The organism is Streptosporangium sp. NPDC023615 (assembly GCF_040640155.1).
Lineage (GTDB): Bacteria > Actinomycetota > Actinomycetes > Streptosporangiales > Streptosporangiaceae > Streptosporangium.
Map to the genome: position 1 here is coordinate 148,785 of NZ_JBFABE010000005.1, position 16,232 is coordinate 165,016.

Sequence of the window (16,232 nt, forward strand, 5' to 3'; positions counted from 1 at the left end):
GTCTGCTCCCTGGGATAGCCCTGTCGTGAGGTCACTACGTACGGGTATAGAGCGCGAGGTGGCGATAGGCAAGAATGCGTTCCGTGAGACGGAACTCCGATCGGCTCTCCATGCTGGAGAAGTCCTGGCTCGTCCTCGACGCGTTCCGCCCCACGGGAGGACCGCTGCGCCTGAACGACGTCGTCGAACGCTGCCACCTGCCCAAGACCACCGCCTTCCGGCTCGTCACCGAGCTGGCCGAGATCGGCGCGATCACTCGCCGCCCGGACGGCTACTACCTCGGCCGCCGGCTCTTCGAGCTCGGGAGCATCGTGCCCGGGGAACGCGACCTGAGGCACGCGGCCCTGCCCTTCATGCACGATCTGTACGAGGCCACCCACGAGACCGTGCACCTGGGCGTGCGCGACGGCCTCGACGTGGTCTACGTCGAGAAGATCCAGGGCCAGGAGGCGTTCGCGCTGCCGTCCCGCGTCGGCGGGCGCCTCCCGCTGACCTGTACCGGCATCGGCAAGGCCCTGCTGGCCTACTCCGGCCCCGAGCTGATCGACGAGGTCCTCGGCCGGCCGCTGCGCCGGTTGACCCCGCACTCCATCGTCGACCCCCGGCGGCTGGAGGAGGCCCTCGGCCAGATCCAGGCCTCCGGGCTGGCGTACGAGCGCGAGGAGGCCCAGCCGGGCGGCGCCTGCATCGCGGCCCCGGTGTTCGGCGACGGCGTGGCCGTGGCCGCGCTCTCGGTGTCGGTCCCGCTGGCCCGCTTCCACCCGGCCCGCCTGGCCCCGGCGGTCAAGACCGCCGCCCTGGGCATCTCCCGCGCCCTGGCCAGGAGCATCTGACGGGCCGTGGGCGCGGGTACGGGGACGGCTCGCGGCCCCCACATCTGTCCGTGCTCGACGGGTATGCGATTCACTGCTCTTTGACTCACCGCTCTTTGACGATTCCGGACCCGCCAGGAGGATTTTCGTGGAAGCTCGCACCGAGACGGTCACCGTCGCCGACGGCTCGTTCGACCTGCACCTCTGGCTGCCCCCGAGCGGCCGGGGGCCGGTCGTCCTGCTGGTGCAGGAGATCTTCGGGGTCGGGCCGTACATCAGGAAGGTCGCCGAGGACCTGGCCGCGCTCGGGTACGTCGTCGGCGCCCCCGACCTGTTCTGGCGCCTCCACCCCAACTGGGTCTCCGGGCACGACGAGGCCGGGGTGGCGAGGTCGATGGAACTCGTCTCCACGTTCGACGTGCCCCAGGGGGTGGCCGACGCGGCGATGGCCCTGGCACACCTGCGGAAGCTGCCCGAGGCCGCCGAGGACGCCGCGGGGGTGGTCGGGTTCTGCCTGGGCGGCTCGATCGGCTACCTCCTCGCGGCGACGATGGAGCTGGACGCGGTCGCGTCGTTCTACGGCTCCGCGCTGCCGGACGCCACGGGCATGATGGAGAAGATCACCGGTCCGCTCCTGATCGTCTTCGGTGGTTCCGACCCGTTCATCCCGCGCGAACAGGTCGCCGCGGTGGAGGAGGCCGCGGCGGGGCGGCCGAACGTCGAGATGTACGTCGCCGAGGAGGCCGGTCACGCCTTCCACAACCACGAGGCCCCGCAGTTCTACGACCCCGTGGCGGCGGAGAACGCCTGGGCGCGGACGGTGGCCTTCCTCGGCCGCCACCTGAAGCCGGGCTCCCCTGGGACGTCCGCCCCCGAGGACGACGCCCGGCCCTGAGGACCGGGCCCCGGACATCCGGGTCCCGGACATCCCCGGCCCTGAACACCGGGTCCTGACGCCCGGCCCCGTACACCGGCTCCTGAACGCCCGGTCATGGACGCCCGGTCATGGACGCCCGCCCCGGTTCCCCGGCCCCGGGGCGGCCTTCCTCGGCGGCCGGAAAGACCCTTGCCCGGAGGTCACCTTCCCGTACCCCCGCGGACCGTCCGGACGGCCTCGCGGACCGGCATCATTGCCTCATGCACCAGGCGTGGCAGATGTGGGGAAATGTCGTCATAGCGGCCTTCCTCGCGGTCCCGCTGGCCGCGCCGGCCGTTCGTCTGCTCGCCCTCCGCCGTGCCCGCGCGGGTCGTCCCCGCCCCGTCCGCACCGCGCTGGCCGACGTGGTCGCGACGGCCGGGACCGCCCCCTGGATCTGGATGGTCCTCACCCCGGCCCCCGGCCCCGGCGGTGCCGGCGCGGTCCCTTTCGAGGATCTGCGGGCGGTCCTCCAGGGGCCGGTTCAGACGGCGTTCGCGCAGGTCGGAGGGAACCTCCTGGTCTTCGCCGCGCTCGGCGCCATGCTCCCCGTCCGTTCGGCGCGGTTCGCCTCACCCGCCGGGATCGGGGCCGTCGCCGCGGTGGCGGCGGCGGCCTCGCTCACCGTGGAGACGCTCCAGTACGCCCTGAGCCTGGGACGGGTCAGCTCCGTCGACGACGTGATCGTCAACGCGGCGGGTGCCGTCCTGGCCGCGCTCGTCACACGCCGATGGTGGGCCGTACGGATACCGGGCGGGATCGTTCCACCGTAACGGACCGGGAAAACCCTCGAAGATCGCCACAGAGGCACGATTCTCCCAAAAGAAGCACGTTATCACCCTTCGTATCTGTGCGATCGTGGACAAGGCGGGGCAAGTTCTCTGGAGACGCCAAACCCGGTTGGTGACAGAGGGTGATCGAACGTGCAGCAGTCCCCGGTACCTCCCGAGCCCCCGATCTATCGGCGCATCGCCGACGGGCTTCGCCGAGCGATCCTGTCCGGTGATCTCCGAGACGGGGATCGACTTCCGGGCGAGAACGCCCTGATGGCGAGACACGGCATAGCCCGTGCGACCGCCAGGCAGGCTCTTTCCGTATTGATCAACGAAGGACTGGCCGTCCCCAAACGCGGATCGGGGGTGTACGTCAGGCAGTTCCGCCCGATCAGGCGGCACGGCTCCAAGCGGCTCTCCAAGGACGGCTGGGGACGCGGCGAGGCCATCTGGGACTCCGACACCAGGGGCCGCCCCTACACCGTGGACGAGGTGGAGATCGACAGGGAGACCGCGGAGGACGCCGTGGCCCGTGTCCTGGGCGGGCCCGAGGTGTGGGTCCGCAGGCGGCGCTACTCGGTGGACGGGCGGCCGGTACAGCTCTCGGTCTCCCACTTCCCGGCCGGCCTGGTGGAGGGAAGCGCCATCACCAGGCAGGACACCGGGGCGGGGGGCGTCTACGCGCGCCTGGGCGAGCTCGGTCACCTGCCGTCCCACTTCACCGAGGAGATCCGTGCCCGCATGCCCCACCCCCACGAGACCGTCCAGCTCGACCTGCCCGCGGGCACCCCGGTCATCGCCGTCGCCCGGGTCGCCTACACGGCCGAGGGCACGGCGGTCGAGGTGAACGAGATGGTGCTGGACGCCGCCTCTTATGTACTTCAGTACGACTTCGACGCATAGATCAAGACCATCCGTCAACCGATAGGTTGACCTGTCCCCCGCGATCATTGATTTCTCTAGAGAACTGCCTCACCGTCGAAGGTGGAACGTCGAAAGGGCGAACCTGGGCGCGGGGAAGGTGCACGGATGTCATTCGACCGACATCTCGCGGAGATCGCCCGGGAGTTTCCCGACTGGACGATCTGGCGGAGCGACGCGGGCAGGTGGTGGGCGACCCGCCACCACCCGCTGACCTCCGCCCAGCGCGACCTCGGCTGCGCGATGACCATCGACGCGGACGACCCCGAAGGGCTGCGTGAGCAGCTCCTCGAACAACGGGAACGTTCCGGCGGCTCGGAGCCCGGGACGAACGCCTGAAGACCGCCCGGTGCCGGGATGAGCGGATCCGACGCGGTCCCGGCGCCGGGCCTCAGAGCGCGGAAGCCCCCGACCCGATCGGGGGCGGGGGCTTCCGCTCGGCGTCCACGACTCCCCGACTCCCCGGCGTCCGGAACCCGGTGCCCGGTCTCCGGTGTCCGGCGTCGGACCTCGGGCCTCGGACACCGGACCTTGGACCTCGGACGTCAGGAGCCCGGCGTCAGGGGACCCGGCGGTCACCCGCCGGAGGCCCCCTCGCGACGGGCCGTCACTTGCGCGGGTTCGCGTACCTCTGGTTCCTGCGCTCGGGCGCGGGGGCGATCACCGTGTCGGCACCGGCGTCGGCGTCCGGTCCCGTGGCGCCTCCGCCCTCCGCGCCGGTCTTCGTCCCGTCCCGCGACCCGGCCCCGGCATCCGTCCCGGACTTCGTCCCGGACTTCGTCCCGGTCTCCTTGCCGCTCTCCGTGCCGGTTTCCGTGCCGGCCGGGCCCGACGCCGTACCGGCGCCCCCGTCCGCGTACGGGTCGGCGTGCCGCGCGTCGCCGGAGGGGGTGGCGTTCCTGGCGGGGAGGTCGTCCTCCACGATCACGCGGACGGACGCGAAGTCGGGCGAGGCGTCGATCCGGTCCCCGGCGACATGGCCGGAGCCGTTCCCGGCCGTCTCCCGCTCCGCCGCGGCTCGTCCGGGCGCGCGTTCCGGCCCGGTGCTCCCGGAGACGCCGGAGGACCCGGCCGGCGCGTCCGGCGCGTCCGGCGCGTCCGCGACGTTCTCGGCCGCGGCGCCCGCGGGAGGCTGACCGGGAGTCCCCTCGAAGACCCGGCCGGACCCGTCGGAGGCGTCGGAGGCGTCGGAGGCCTCGGTGCCGTCGCCGCCCTCCCGGAGCTCCGTGCCGCCGGGGACGGCAGGGGCGGCGGGAGCGGCCAGCGCGGGCTGGACCCTGGCGGGGGGCAGCACGGCGTCCTCGTCGACCAGCGGCCCGGCGCTGCCCTCGCGGTGCAGCAGGTCGCCCAGGACGGCGCCCATCTCGTGCAGGCGGCGCATGACCTCGTCATGGGTGTCGGTGAGGTAGACCACCCGGCGGCCGGTGGTCTCGTCCAGGACGGCGGCGCGCCGCTGGGCCGCCGCGAGCGTGGACTGCGCCTCGGTGTCGGCGGCCAGGACGGTCGCCTGCGCCTCGGCGTGGGCGGCGGCCAGCGTGGACTCGGCCTCGGCGCGGGCGCCCTCCACCGTCCGCTCGGCCTCGTTCCTGGCCGAGGTGACCATGCGCTCGGCCTCGTCGCGGGCGCCGCGCAGCGTCTCCTCGGCCTCGGCGCGGGCGGCGTTCAGCGTCTCCTCGGCGTCGTTACCGGCCTGGGAGAGCATCTGCTCGGCGGCGGCGGTGGCCTCGGAGACCCGGCGCTCCGCCTCCTGCTGAGCGGCGTTCAGGATGCCCTCGGCCCGCTCCTGCGCGGAGGTGACCAGCCGCTCGGCCTCGGCCGCCGCCTCCTCGCTCACCCGGGCGGCCTCCGCCTCGGCGACCTGTTTCTTGGAGGCGGCCTCCTCCTCGCCCAGCTTCAGGATCTGGCTGAGCCTCTCGCCGAGCTCGTCGTAGCCCTGCGGGGCGTCCGAGACCCTGCGGCGCGCCTCGGCGAGCTCCATCCGGCTCTGCTCGACCTGCTGGGAGGCGTGCGCGAGCCGCTGCTCCAGCTCGCGGATCTGGTGGCGGTGCCGGTCCATGTAGTCGTGCACCTGGCGGCGGCTGTAACCGCGCATGACGACCTCGAACGAGTCCTCATGCATCAGGTCGGGAAAGCTCTCGTGCTGATTTGTCATGGCACTGCCCGTGGAGATCGTGTGGCGGAAAAGGAGACGTCAGGACACGACTTTCCTGCTTAACGCCCTCATCCGCAACCTGAACGCCCACCTGCTCGCCGAAACACCGGACAAATCGCTCCCCCCGTACCATCGCTGTCATGACCTCCACGCCCTACGTCGCCGCGCTCGGCGACGACGCCGTCCCGCGGATCCATCCGGACGCCTACGTCGCCCCCGGGGCGGTGGTCGTCGGCAGGGTCCGGGTGGGCAGGGCCGCGAGCATCTGGTACGGCTCGGTGCTCCGCGGCGAGGACGAGGACGTCGAGGTCGGCGAGGAGTGCAACGTCCAGGACCTGTGCTGCCTGCACGCCGACCCGGGCGAGGCCGCCGTGCTGGAGCCCCGGGTGAGCCTGGGGCACAGGGCCATGGTGCACGGGGCGCACGTGGAGACCGGTTCCCTCGTCGGCATCGGCGCGATCGTGCTGGGCGGCGCCAGGATCGGCGCGGGAACGCTGGTCGCGGCGGGCGCCGTGGTCCCGCCGGGGAAGCGGATCCCGGCGGGGGTGCTGGTCGCGGGCGTCCCGGCGAGGGTCGTGCGCGACCTCACCGACGACGACCGCGCCGTGTTCGCCGGCACGGCGGCCCGCTACGTCGACAAGGCCGCCCGCCACCGCGCCGCCGTCCCCGTGCCGCCGGCCTGACCCCCGGGGGTGCCGATGACGGGCATGTGGCAGTGGGACGGGTTCGACGCCGTGGAGAACGACGTGCGGGCCATGGTGACCGACCCCGGGTGGGCCGTGCTGTCGCCGTTCGCCCGCGCCCGGATGCTGGCGGAGCGCGCGCTGGCCACCTCGGACGGCGGACGCTGGCTGTTCGGCGCGCACGCCCGCTGGTACCGGCAGGACCCAGCCGACGGGCGCTGGTACCTGACCGCGCCCCCGGCCGACCGCGACCTCCGCGCGACGGCGCACCGGATACGGATCACCTCGGCGGTCCTGCCGCACCTGATCCCCACCGGCCTCGACTTCACCGTGGACCGGGGGTCGGTCCAGGGCTTCGTCGGCCCCGACGTGCCGTACGAGATCACCGAGCGGGTCCGCGAGCTGGTGATCTCCCAGCGCGGCAGGCGCCGGGAGGACTTCCCGCTCACCGTGGCGTTCACCGGGCTGTTCGCGCCGGAGGTGGCCAGTCCGGTCGCCGCGATCTGGGGCACGCTCATGTGGTGCGCCTACGCCCCGGCCTTCGACGGCAACGAGGTGCTGCTGTCGATGTTCGGGGAGTTCCTGGCCCGCCCGCTCCCCGGTGACGAGTGGGTCCGCTGGCTGCCGCCCACCCGGCTGGACGACCTGGTCGCCCTCTACTGCGAGCGGGTCAGGGCCGCCCATCCCGAGGCGGGCCTGCGGCTGGTCGCGCTGATGGCCGACACCGCGGCCGTGATCCACGGCGACCCGAGGTTCGGCCCGCGCGCGGACGCCCTGCTGTGCATGCTCGGGCCGCTGCTCCGGCGAGCCTGCCAGGACCCCGTCCTGGCCCACCGGGGCGACGAGGAGGTGCGGGACGCGTGGCTGGCGCGCTGCCCGTCCCACGTGACGCTGCCCGACGCCTTCCCCGGCGAGCACTTCCAGCACGCGGTCTACGACCTGGTCGCGGCGCTGGGCTTCCTCGCCACGGCGGGGGCCGACCCCCGCGCGGTGGCCGCCTCGCTGCTGGCCGCGGACCTGGAGGCCCTGGCCCCCGGGGCGGCCGACGGGCTCTCCCCCTGGCTGGACCCGGAGTCGCGGCACATCGTGCACGCGGTGCTCGCCGACGCCTCGCACCCGCTGCGAAGATGCTGGCCGCGCTCGGGCGAGCTCCCGGCCGCGCTGCACCCGCCGGACCGGGCCTCCGCCGCCGCCCTGCTCGGCGCCGCCTACGCCGTCGGGCTCGCCTGGTGCCGTCTCACCGGTACGGAGGTGCCGGAGCGCGGGTTCGCGACCGCCTCGGCCGTGGTCCACCGGCTCACGCACGAGCGGGACGACCCCGCCCCGGGAGCCTCGGGCACCTATCCCCGTCACTTCTGACACGGGTCCGTAGGCTTAAACCACAAATATAGTTATTTTAACCTTACTGCCGCTATATCCTTCTAGCCCCGTATGCATCAGACAATTGGCTGAATTGTGATCTCGCAATCGGGAAATGATCCTCCTTGAGGACGGACCGGGCGGGGCGAGGAATGGTCCCGATGGGCCATGGGCACCGATGACCGCCCGCCGTAACCTCGAAGTGGGTGTGGGCTGCGGAAGGAAGGACGACGCGGTGGGGCACGACGACCTGGACTCTAGGGTCCACGACCGTGTCGCGTTGGACGAGATCGCGCTCTATGCCGAGGTGCTGTCCGCCGTCGCGATCAGCGAACGGCCCCTCACCTTGGTGGAGCTCGACAACGCGCTCGGGTTGAGCGCCTCGGCTGTCTGCTGAGGCCACGGCAGGAACCGTTTCGAGACCTGGTCCCGGACCCTTCAGGGGTCCGGGACGCGGTCGGAAAAGATAGTCATGTGACTAGTCACGAACGGACGAGCCGGGCGATCGCGGCCGAGGCCTCCTTGACCTTCTCCTCCGCCTCCGGTCCGCCCGCCGCGATGGCGTCGGTGACGCAGTGCCCGATGTGGTCCTCCAGGAGGCCGAGCGCCACCGCCTGGAGCGCCCGGGTGGCGGCCGAGACCTGGGTCAGCACGTCGATGCAGTAGGCGTCCTCCTCGACCATCCGCTGAAGGCCCCTGATCTGCCCTTCGATACGCCGCAGGCGGGTCAGGTACGCCTGCTTGTCACCGCTGTACCCATGCATGTCCCAACGGTACCCGGGCCGGGCGGCACGTGGCCGCGATCGGTTTCCCCACCCGGGCCACACGAACGGGACGTGCGGCGATCGGTTTCCCCCGTCCGGGCCACACGAACGGGACATGACCCCGACCGGCTCCCCGTCCCCGGATCACACGGGGCGGGACGTGGCGGCGATCAGCTTCTCCCACCGGTCCGCCACAGCGGACGCCCCGTACGCCGTCGCGGCCTCCAGGGCTCCCGCCGAGAGCGTCCTGCGCCGTCGCTCGTCGTCGATGAGGGTGAGCAGCGCGGAGGCGTACGCCTCGATCTCGCCCTGCCCCTCGGCGACCAGGACACCACTGCGCCCGTCGGCCACGAACTCGCCCGGCCCGCGCGGGCTGTCGAACGCGATCACCGGCACCCCGCTGGACATCGCCTCGATCACGGTCATGCCGAGCACCTCGGTCCTGGAGGTGGTCGCCACGATCGAGGCCTTGGCGAACTCGCCGGTCAGGTCGGAGGTCGTGCCCATGAAGTAGACGTGGTTGTGCAGGTCGAGATCGCCGACCAGGGCGCGCAGCCGCTTCTCCTCGGGGCCGCCGCCGTACAGGCGCAGCCGCCAGTCGGGGCGCTTGCCCGCCACGACGGCGAACGCCCGGATCAGCCGGTCGTGGGCCTTGACCGGCACCAGGCGCCCGCCCGCGGCGACGATGCGGTTGTCCATCCGCGAGCGCGGCCACGGCCCGGCGGGCAGCGCGTCGGGGATCACGCTGACCGGGACGCCGCCGGTCAGCAGCCGGTCCCACTCCTGCCGGGCCGTCTCCGTGGCGGTCACCACCGCGTCCAGGCGCGGGTAGAACCTCCTGATCGGCCCCGGTACCGGCGGGCGGCCCCACTCGCGGGCGATGCGCAGCGGGCCGCGCGGCGCGTGCCGGGCGACCTGGACGCTCAGCCCGGGCCGGGTACTGATGATCACATCGGCCCTCAGGCCCCGCAGCCGCCGCCACAGGGCGACCTCGGCGCGCATCCGGCCGCCCGGGAGCAGGTGCCTCACCCCGGGCCGGCCGTCGACCACCCAGGACAGCTCCACGCCGGAGGCCACCGGGAAGAACGGCCTCTCCCGGTGGCGGCGGACGCTGATGATCTCCACGTCGTGACGTTCTGCCAGCTCCCCCGCGAGGTTGACGATCGAGCGGACGTCACCGCGCATGCCGTACGCGGAGGGGACGAGCAGGCAGATCCTCACCCGCCGACCTCGATCCGCAGTTCGTCGTCCGCGGTGTAGCAGGGGCGGATCGGCACACCGTCGATCTGCGCGGCCGGGTAGTGCAGCCGCCGGCGTTTGCCGTCGACGTCGTCCAGCCGGGAGCCCAGCCGCAGCGGGGTGGAGACGCCGCGCACCTGCAGGGAGGGCTCCCAGGTGCCGGTCTGACCGGGGGCGGCCTCGATGACGTCGCAGAGCGAGAGCGCGGCGTGGAACCGGACCCCCTGGACCGTCGCGGCCGAGGAGAGCTCGGCGTCGGGCCGGCTGCGGTGCAGGGTGAGGCGGGCCTCGTGCCGCGCCTCGTCGTCCTCCAGCCCGGTGAACGCCAGCAGGCCCGTCACCTCGAAGCGGCCCTCCCGGAACCAGACGGACCTGACCTCGGCCGTCGGACGGGCGTCGTCGATCTTCAGCGCCAGGAAACCGTTCCGGGTCCGGTACGCGCGGTAGGCCAGCGTGCGCCGGCTCAGCGCGTACGCCTCCAGGTGGTCGAGGGAGAAACCGGGATCGACGCTGCGCAGCCGGGTCCGCGACGTGCCCTGCTGCAGGTAGGTGTCCCAGCGGCCCGGGCCGAGGTCCAGCGGGGCGAGCGAGACCGCGAGCGCGGCGTCGCGCACCCCGCCGCCCGGTCTGCCGCCCGGTCTGCCGAGCGGCACCCGGCTCTCGGCCGAGGTGGCCCGGTTGCGCAGGACCAGTTCGGCGCCGTCGGCCAGCGGTTCGTCGACGGCCAGCCGAAGTGAGAGAACGTCGGCCAGGGTAACCTCGGCATCGCTGACGACGACAGGCATCGTCGAGCCCCCTCCCCGTTGAATGAGCTACGCGACGTTGAGGTTACCGTGATTTTCCCGTTATGTGGAGAATGGGTTTTGATCTCCGCGCCTTTTCGCAAACACTTGACCGAATGTCAGATACGAGCCGTTGAAATAGCTCGTATCTGACGGCGGGGGACGGTCAGGAAGCCTCCACGGGCTGGCCCTTGATCGATTTGATCAGCAGCTGGGAGACGTCGACGACCTCCAGTGTCTCCTTGGCCTCGCCGGCGTTCTTCTTCTCGTTGATCGAGTCGCCGAGCATCACCAGACAGAACGGGCACGCCGTGGAGATCGTGTCGGGTTCGGTGGTCAGCGCCTCGTCCACCCGCTCGGTGTTGATGCGCTTGCCCAGCCGCTCCTCCATCCACATCCGCGCGCCGCCGGCGCCGCAGCAGAAGCCCCTGTCCTTGTGGCGGTGCATCTCCTGGGTCTTCACCCCGGGCACCTTGGCCATGATGTCGCGGGGCTGGGAGTACACCTTGTTGTGGCGGCCCAGGAAGCACGGGTCGTGGTAGGTGATCTTCTCCTCGATCGGCGTGACCGGCACCAGCCTGCCCTCGTCCACCAGCTTGGCCAGCAACTGGGTGTGGTGCACGACCTCGTAGGTCCCGCCGAGCTGCGGGTACTCGTTGGCCAGGGTGTTGAAGCAGTGCGGGCAGGTCGCGACGATCTTCTTGGCCCCGACCTCGTTCAGCGTCTCGATGTTCTGCTTGGCCAGCATGTCGAAGAGGTACTCCATGCCCAGCCGCCGGGCCGGGTCCCCGCTGCACGCCTCCATCGGGCCGAGCACCGCGAACCTCACCCCGGCGACGTGCAGCAGCTCCGCGACCGCCTTGGTGGTCTTCTTGGCCCGGTCCTCCAGGGCACCGGCGCAGCCGACCCAGAACAGGTACTCGACGTCCTCGTCCAGCTTCTCGTCGACGAGCGCGACCTCGATGGGGTCGACCTCGCGGCCGGCGAGCTCCTCGATCCAGTCGGCCCGCTTGGTCTCGGCCATCCCCCAGGGGTTGCCCTTGTTCTCCAGGTTCCTGACCATGACGCCGGCCTCGGAGGGGAAGTTCGACTCCACCATCGCCTGGTAGCGGCGCATGTCCAGGATGTGGTCGATGTGCTCGATGTCGACCGGGCACTGCTCGACGCAGGCGCCGCAGTTCGTGCACGACCACAGCACGTCGGGGTGGATGACGCCGTCCTCGCCGACCAGCGGCTTGTTCAGCAGGGCCAGCACGTCCTCGTGCAGGTCCGCGCGCTGCTCCTCGGTGGCCGACAGGTACGGCGCGACCTGGAAGGCGTGGTCGCGCTGCTGGAGGATGAGCATCTTCGGCGAGAGCGGCTTGTCGGTGTTCCAGGCCGGGCACTGGTCCTGGCAGCGCCCGCACTCGGTGCAGGTGTAGAAGTCGAGGAAGCCCTTCCAGTTGGTGTCCTCGATCTTGCCCCGGCCGAGCCGGTCACCGTCGAGCTCCTCGTCCTCGAAGTCCACGACCTTGCCGTCGATCCGCAGCGGCTGGGCCGGGCCGTTGCCGTTCGGGCGCCGGGAGAACGCCACGTTCAGCGGCGCGGTGAAGATGTGCAGGTGCTTGGAGTTCACCACGATGACCGAGAAGACCAGCATCACGCCGATGTGCAGCAGCAGGCCGACGTGCTCGATCGTCTCGTTGGCCGAGGCGCCCAGCGGCCGCAGCAGGGCGGCCGTCGCGTCGGAGGCGAACGCCCCCGAGGCGTAGGGGAGGTTGCCGGTGTTGGCCGCGGCGCCGCGGAAGAGGAACATCGTCCAGATCACGTTGAAGATCATGAAGAGGACGAGCCAGGCACCGCCGAGGTGCGAGCCGGAGAAGCGCGACCTGCGGCCCAGCTTCTTCGGCGAGTTCTTGATCCTGATGGCCGCGAAGGCGATGAGGCCGCACAGGGCCGCGACCGCGATGAAGTCCTGCAGGAAACCCAGCACCGGCCACGTCCCCACCAGTGGGATGTGGAAGTCGGGGGTGCCGGTGACCGCGCCCTGGATCAGCGCGCCGTAGGCCTCCACGTAGACGGTCACCAGGATGAAGAACGCCCACATCACGAAGAAGTGCGCGACACCGGGCGCCGTCCACTTCAGCAGCTTGCGCTGGCCGAAGACCTCGACGAGCTGGGCCTTGATCTCCTCCCCGAGGTGGTTCCTGGCGTACGCGACGCGCTCGGGCGCGGGTGGCCCGACGGTGGCGAGCCGGTACAGGAACAACACGCGGCGCGCGGCAAGCGCGACCGCGACGGCTGTCATGACCAGCCCGATGATCGCTACCCAGAGCACGGGTCCTCCCACAGACGGCGTTGGCTGCCAGCGTACGACCGCCGGTCATCCACGATGACGACGGGTCCCCACGAATCCTACCCGCGAGTAACTTACTCGCGTACCAGACCCGGGCCGACCGTGGCCACCTTACGGTCAACCCGATGCCCAGAACAATGCTCTGTACGCCTCCGGCCCGGTACCGAAGTGATCACTGTTGCCCGGGCGGGTCCAGGTAGCGCTGGATCGTGGGCGCGAGCAGGTCCACCAGTTCCTCGACGTCGGTGGAGGCCAGCGGTTCCAGCTTGAGGACGTAACGCACCAGGACCACGCCGAAGAGCTGGGCGAAGGCCGCCTCCATGCGGAGCGGCGGGATCTGGAGCAGCTCCGCGACCCGTCCCAGCAGCGCCCGCGTCATGAACTCGCGGATCATGACGACCATCTGGTCGTTGGTCATCGCGGTGCGCACCAGCGCCAGCAGCGGCTGGCGGGCCGCGGCGTCCGAGGTGATCGTCAGGATGAACCTGGCCAGCCGCTCGCCGACCTCCTCGCGCGGCCCTGCCAGGATCGCCGAGACGACGTTCTCGGGGGTGATCGGCAGCTCCATCGCCGCGACGAAGATGCCCTCCTTGCCGGCGAAGTAGTGGTGGACCAGCGCCGGGTCCACCCCCGCCTGCCGGGCGATGCCCCGGACGGTCGCCTTGTCGAACCCCTTCTCGGCGAAGATCTCGCGCGCCGCCGCGAGGATCTGCCCCCGCGTGTCGGCCGACCCCGGCCTGCGCCCCGGCCTCCTCCTGCCCGCCGCGTTCCCCCCGGCCCCGTCGGCCCCGTCGGCCCCGCCGGGCTCGGTGGAGGCCGCGGACCCGCGCGCGGACGCCGGGGCGGAGCCGTCCGCGTCGGGCCCGCCCACGGCGGGCTCGCTCACGGCGGGCTCGCTCATGCGCTGGTGGAGGCGGCCAGGTGCAGCCGGGCGAAGGCCAGCGCCTCGGCGAGGTCGTCGATGCGCTCGGTGCGGCTGGCCGCCTTGCGCGTGTTGATCTCCAGCACCACCAGCCCGGAGTAGCCGTTGCCCGCCATCCGCTCCAGGATCGGCGCGCACGGCTGGGTCCCCCGTCCGGGGACCAGGTGCTCGTCCTTGTTGGCCACGCCCACGCCGTCGGCCAGGTGCAGGTGGGCCAGCCGGTCGCCGAGCTTGGTGAACATCTCCAGGGCGTCGGACCCGGACACCGCCGTGTGCGACAGGTCCAGCGTGACCTGGGGGAAGTCGTGGTCGACGGGGTTCCAGTCGGGGGAGTAGGGGACGACCTCGTTGCCCCTGGCCTTGAGGGGGAACATGTTCTCCACCGCGAACACCACGTCGGTCTCCTCGCGCATCCTGGCCAGGCCGACCTCGAAGTCACGGGCGTAGTCGCGCTGCCAGCGGAACGGCGGGTGCACCACGACCGTGCGGGCGCCGACCCTCTCGGCGGCCCGCTGGGCGCGCTCCAGCTTCGCCCAGGGGTCCTTGCCCCAGACCCGCTGCGTCACCAGCAGGCACGGCGCGTGGATGGCCAGGATGGGCATCTGGTAGTGGTCCGACAACCGCTCCAGGACGTCGACGTCCTGGCTCACGGGGTCGGCGCCCACCATGATCTCCACGCCGTCGTACCCCAGGCGCGCGGCCAGTTCGAAGGCGTCGGGAGTACGCTCGGGATACACCGACGCGGTGGACAGCGCGATCTTCGCACTGGATACACGGACGCTCATACCGCTTCCTCGTCTCCGGCTCGGAGCACACGCTCGCGAACACCGCTGGGCCGACCGGCCCGCTCGCTCATGTCGCTCACCTCTGCCAGCCTAAGCGGGTCCGGAGAGCGGTGCTGTACGCCGGCGCCCACCGCGTCCGAGATCACACCGTTACGGTGAGGGCATGCCGAGGTACGCGAAGGGCGCCATTCCCAGCCCCAACATCTGGAACACGCCCCAGACCTACGAGCTGGAGAACCGCGCGGTGGACCCCGAGGGGCGCGCCGAGGCCGCCATGGCGGCCATCCGGCCCTGGCACGGCGCGACCGTCCTGGACGTCGGCTGCGGCACCGGCTACCACCTGCCGTCCCTGGCCGCCACCGCCGGCCGGGTCGTCGGCGTCGAGCCGCACGAGGACCTGGTGAACCTGGCCCGGCGCCGGTGCCGCGCGCTGCCGGACGTCGAGGTCCGCGTGGGCACCGCCCAGGCGCTCCCGCTGCCCGACGCGAGCGTGGACGTGGCCGTCGCCCGCTGGGCCTACTTCTTCGGGCCGGGCTGCGAACCCGGCCTGGCCGAGCTCTCGCGGGTGCTGCGGCGCGGCGGCGCGGCCTTCGTGATCGACGTCGACGCCGGCCGCGGCGCCTTCGGCCGCTGGTTCTCCCGGTCGATCCCCTCCTACTCGGCCCGGTCCGTCGAGGAGTTCTGGAGCCGGCAGGGCTGGCAGAGCGCCGAGCTCGACCTGCGCATGCGCTTCGAGCGCCGTGCCGACCTGGAGGCGGTGTTCCGCATCGAGTTCACCCCCGAGGTCGCCGAGCGGGCCGTCGCCGAGACCGCCGGCCTGGAGATCGACTACCCCAACCTGCTGCGCTGGAAGCTGTACTGAGCCACCCGGCCCACCCGCCCGGTCGAACCCACCCGGTCGAACCGCCCGACCGGGCCGTCCGGAGCCGTCCGCCGGCCGATCCGGGAACAACGGGCGGCGGCTTGACCTTGACGTTGGTGTCAAGGTCTATCGTCGTCCCATCGGGAGGGTGGATGCGGATCGGTGAGCTGGCACGGCGCGCGGGGGTCAGCCCCCGGGCGCTGCGTTACTACGAGCAGCAGGGCCTGATCTCGGCGCGGCGCTCGTCCAACGGCTACCGGGAGTACGGGGAGGCCGACCTGCGTCTCGTCTCCGAGATCCGGTCGCTGCTCGCCGTCGGCTTCACCCTGGACGACGCCCGCCCGTTCGTGGCCTGCCTGCGGGCCGGGCACGACTCCGGGGGGTCGTGCCCGGAGTCGGTGGCCGTCTACCGGCGCAAGCTCGCCGAGATCGACGACGAGATCCGCACGCTGCTGATCCGCAGGGCCGAGGTGGCGGCGCAGTTCACCACGGCCTGCCCGGGATGCGTACTGAGGAAAGCAGGAGAATCATGATCACATTGACCGCCGAGAACTTCGACGAGCAGGTACTGAAGAGCGACAAGCCCGTCCTGGTCGACTTCTGGGCCGAGTGGTGCGGGCCGTGCAAGATGATCGCGCCCGTCCTGGCCGAGATCGAGTCCGAGTACGGCGACCGCGTCACGATCGCCAAGCTCAACGCCGACGACTACCCCGAGATCACCGCCAGGTACGGGGTCATGGGGCTGCCCACGCTCAACCTCTACAAGAACGGCGAGGTCGTGCAGCAGATCAAGGGCGCCAAGCCCAAGCGCCTGCTCCTGGCCGACCTGGAGGGGCACATCTGAGACCCGGCACGCGGATCCTCTCACCCGGTACGGCACGGTCGTGCCGGGTGAAAGTTGTCGGTGCGGGCCGGTAACGTGCGGCC

At 71.7% G+C, this 16,232-nt stretch carries 18 protein-coding genes; 11 read left to right on the forward strand and 7 right to left on the reverse strand.

Going from position 1 to position 16,232, the window contains the following annotated elements:
- Positions 1 to 74 precede the first annotated feature (74 nt).
- The 5 genes from AB0G16_RS06130 to AB0G16_RS06150 all read left to right on the forward strand — a co-directional run bounded on the left by AB0G16_RS06130 (position 75) and on the right by AB0G16_RS06150 (position 3,761).
- Positions 75 to 833, forward strand: a complete 759-nt coding sequence (locus AB0G16_RS06130; protein ID WP_362799369.1) for an IclR family transcriptional regulator — start codon at positions 75 to 77, stop codon at positions 831 to 833.
- A 127-nt stretch (positions 834 to 960) separates the two neighbouring features.
- Complete coding sequence (locus AB0G16_RS06135) at positions 961 to 1,707, forward strand: dienelactone hydrolase family protein (RefSeq protein ID WP_362799372.1); 747 nt, start codon at positions 961 to 963, stop codon at positions 1,705 to 1,707.
- A gap of 242 nt (positions 1,708 to 1,949) precedes the next feature.
- Positions 1,950 to 2,501, forward strand: coding sequence for a VanZ family protein (locus tag AB0G16_RS06140; protein WP_362799375.1), 552 nt, complete (start codon positions 1,950 to 1,952; stop codon positions 2,499 to 2,501).
- Between the two features lie 150 nt (positions 2,502 to 2,651).
- The gene (locus AB0G16_RS06145) at positions 2,652 to 3,404 is read left to right on the forward strand and encodes a GntR family transcriptional regulator (RefSeq protein WP_362799378.1); all 753 of its coding nucleotides are present in this window, start codon (positions 2,652 to 2,654) and stop codon (positions 3,402 to 3,404) included.
- A gap of 126 nt (positions 3,405 to 3,530) precedes the next feature.
- Positions 3,531 to 3,761, forward strand: a complete 231-nt coding sequence (locus AB0G16_RS06150; protein ID WP_362799381.1) for a hypothetical protein — start codon at positions 3,531 to 3,533, stop codon at positions 3,759 to 3,761.
- Positions 3,762 to 4,029: 268 nt separating this feature from the next.
- On the opposite strand, the gene AB0G16_RS06155 is transcribed toward AB0G16_RS06150, so the two are convergent.
- Positions 4,030 to 5,574: a DivIVA domain-containing protein gene (locus AB0G16_RS06155; protein ID WP_362799384.1), complete on the reverse strand. Its 1,545-nt coding sequence runs from the start codon at positions 5,572 to 5,574 to the stop codon at positions 4,030 to 4,032.
- 140 nt (positions 5,575 to 5,714) lie between these two features.
- On the opposite strand from AB0G16_RS06155, the gene AB0G16_RS06160 reads away from it, so the two are divergent.
- From AB0G16_RS06160 to AB0G16_RS06170, 3 genes are all read left to right on the forward strand, one after another.
- On the forward strand, positions 5,715 to 6,257 hold the full coding sequence (locus tag AB0G16_RS06160) for a gamma carbonic anhydrase family protein (RefSeq protein WP_362799387.1): 543 nt from the start codon (positions 5,715 to 5,717) through the stop codon (positions 6,255 to 6,257).
- Positions 6,258 to 6,272: 15 nt separating this feature from the next.
- Positions 6,273 to 7,616 (forward strand): hypothetical protein, encoded by a 1,344-nt coding sequence (locus AB0G16_RS06165; protein ID WP_362799390.1) that lies wholly within the window; start codon positions 6,273 to 6,275, stop codon positions 7,614 to 7,616.
- 208 nt (positions 7,617 to 7,824) lie between these two features.
- On the forward strand, positions 7,825 to 8,013 hold the full coding sequence (locus tag AB0G16_RS06170) for a hypothetical protein (RefSeq protein ID WP_362799636.1): 189 nt from the start codon (positions 7,825 to 7,827) through the stop codon (positions 8,011 to 8,013).
- Between the two features lie 85 nt (positions 8,014 to 8,098).
- On the opposite strand, the gene AB0G16_RS06175 is transcribed toward AB0G16_RS06170, so the two are convergent.
- The 6 genes from AB0G16_RS06175 to AB0G16_RS06200 all read right to left on the reverse strand — a co-directional run bounded on the left by AB0G16_RS06175 (position 8,099) and on the right by AB0G16_RS06200 (position 14,443).
- Positions 8,099 to 8,380: a metal-sensitive transcriptional regulator gene (locus AB0G16_RS06175; protein ID WP_362799392.1), complete on the reverse strand. Its 282-nt coding sequence runs from the start codon at positions 8,378 to 8,380 to the stop codon at positions 8,099 to 8,101.
- A gap of 144 nt (positions 8,381 to 8,524) precedes the next feature.
- Complete coding sequence (locus AB0G16_RS06180) at positions 8,525 to 9,601, reverse strand: glycosyltransferase (RefSeq protein WP_362799394.1); 1,077 nt, start codon at positions 9,599 to 9,601, stop codon at positions 8,525 to 8,527.
- A complete protein-coding gene (locus tag AB0G16_RS06185) occupies positions 9,598 to 10,404 on the reverse strand; it encodes a hypothetical protein (protein WP_362799396.1) in 807 nt (268 codons plus the stop codon). The genes AB0G16_RS06180 and AB0G16_RS06185 overlap by 4 nt, the downstream gene beginning before the upstream one ends.
- Before the next feature lie 163 nt (positions 10,405 to 10,567).
- Positions 10,568 to 12,718, reverse strand: a complete 2,151-nt coding sequence (locus AB0G16_RS06190) for a (Fe-S)-binding protein (protein ID WP_362799399.1) — start codon at positions 12,716 to 12,718, stop codon at positions 10,568 to 10,570.
- 190 nt (positions 12,719 to 12,908) lie between these two features.
- Complete coding sequence (locus AB0G16_RS06195; RefSeq protein ID WP_362799402.1) at positions 12,909 to 13,637, reverse strand: TetR family transcriptional regulator; 729 nt, start codon at positions 13,635 to 13,637, stop codon at positions 12,909 to 12,911.
- Positions 13,634 to 14,443, reverse strand: a complete 810-nt coding sequence (locus AB0G16_RS06200; RefSeq protein ID WP_362799405.1) for a sugar phosphate isomerase/epimerase — start codon at positions 14,441 to 14,443, stop codon at positions 13,634 to 13,636. The genes AB0G16_RS06195 and AB0G16_RS06200 overlap by 4 nt, the downstream gene beginning before the upstream one ends.
- Before the next feature lie 163 nt (positions 14,444 to 14,606).
- Here AB0G16_RS06200 and AB0G16_RS06205 point away from each other — a divergent pair, with 163 nt between their 5' ends.
- The 3 genes from AB0G16_RS06205 to trxA all read left to right on the forward strand — a co-directional run bounded on the left by AB0G16_RS06205 (position 14,607) and on the right by trxA (position 16,149).
- A complete protein-coding gene (locus AB0G16_RS06205; RefSeq protein WP_362799408.1) occupies positions 14,607 to 15,305 on the forward strand; it encodes a class I SAM-dependent methyltransferase in 699 nt (232 codons plus the stop codon).
- A 152-nt stretch (positions 15,306 to 15,457) separates the two neighbouring features.
- Entirely contained in the window at positions 15,458 to 15,838 is a 381-nt protein-coding gene (locus tag AB0G16_RS06210; protein ID WP_362799412.1) for a MerR family transcriptional regulator, read from the forward strand.
- Positions 15,835 to 16,149 (forward strand): thioredoxin, encoded by a 315-nt coding sequence (trxA, locus tag AB0G16_RS06215; protein ID WP_362799415.1) that lies wholly within the window; start codon positions 15,835 to 15,837, stop codon positions 16,147 to 16,149. The genes AB0G16_RS06210 and trxA overlap by 4 nt, the downstream gene beginning before the upstream one ends.
- Positions 16,150 to 16,232 lie beyond the last annotated feature (83 nt).

Excerpts from the sequence above, each read along its gene's own strand:
- AB0G16_RS06140 (WP_362799375.1), top strand. The coding sequence starts at position 1,950 with ATGCACCAGGCGTGGCAGATGTGGGGAAATGTCGTCATAGCGGCCTTC.
- AB0G16_RS06205 (WP_362799408.1), top strand. The coding sequence starts at position 14,607 with ATGCCGAGGTACGCGAAGGGCGCCATTCCCAGCCCCAACATCTGGAAC.
- AB0G16_RS06165 (WP_362799390.1), top strand. The coding sequence starts at position 6,273 with ATGACGGGCATGTGGCAGTGGGACGGGTTCGACGCCGTGGAGAACGAC.
- AB0G16_RS06160 (WP_362799387.1), top strand. The coding sequence starts at position 5,715 with ATGACCTCCACGCCCTACGTCGCCGCGCTCGGCGACGACGCCGTCCCG.
- AB0G16_RS06210 (WP_362799412.1), top strand. The coding sequence starts at position 15,458 with ATGCGGATCGGTGAGCTGGCACGGCGCGCGGGGGTCAGCCCCCGGGCG.
- trxA (WP_362799415.1), top strand. The coding sequence starts at position 15,835 with ATGATCACATTGACCGCCGAGAACTTCGACGAGCAGGTACTGAAGAGC.
- AB0G16_RS06150 (WP_362799381.1), top strand. The coding sequence starts at position 3,531 with ATGTCATTCGACCGACATCTCGCGGAGATCGCCCGGGAGTTTCCCGAC.
- AB0G16_RS06175 (WP_362799392.1), bottom strand. The coding sequence starts at position 8,380 with ATGCATGGGTACAGCGGTGACAAGCAGGCGTACCTGACCCGCCTGCGG.
- AB0G16_RS06200 (WP_362799405.1), bottom strand. The coding sequence starts at position 14,443 with ATGAGCGTCCGTGTATCCAGTGCGAAGATCGCGCTGTCCACCGCGTCG.
- AB0G16_RS06130 (WP_362799369.1), top strand. The coding sequence starts at position 75 with ATGCGTTCCGTGAGACGGAACTCCGATCGGCTCTCCATGCTGGAGAAG.
- AB0G16_RS06185 (WP_362799396.1), bottom strand. The coding sequence starts at position 10,404 with ATGCCTGTCGTCGTCAGCGATGCCGAGGTTACCCTGGCCGACGTTCTC.
- AB0G16_RS06195 (WP_362799402.1), bottom strand. The coding sequence starts at position 13,637 with ATGAGCGAGCCCGCCGTGAGCGAGCCCGCCGTGGGCGGGCCCGACGCG.
- AB0G16_RS06155 (WP_362799384.1), bottom strand. The coding sequence starts at position 5,574 with ATGACAAATCAGCACGAGAGCTTTCCCGACCTGATGCATGAGGACTCG.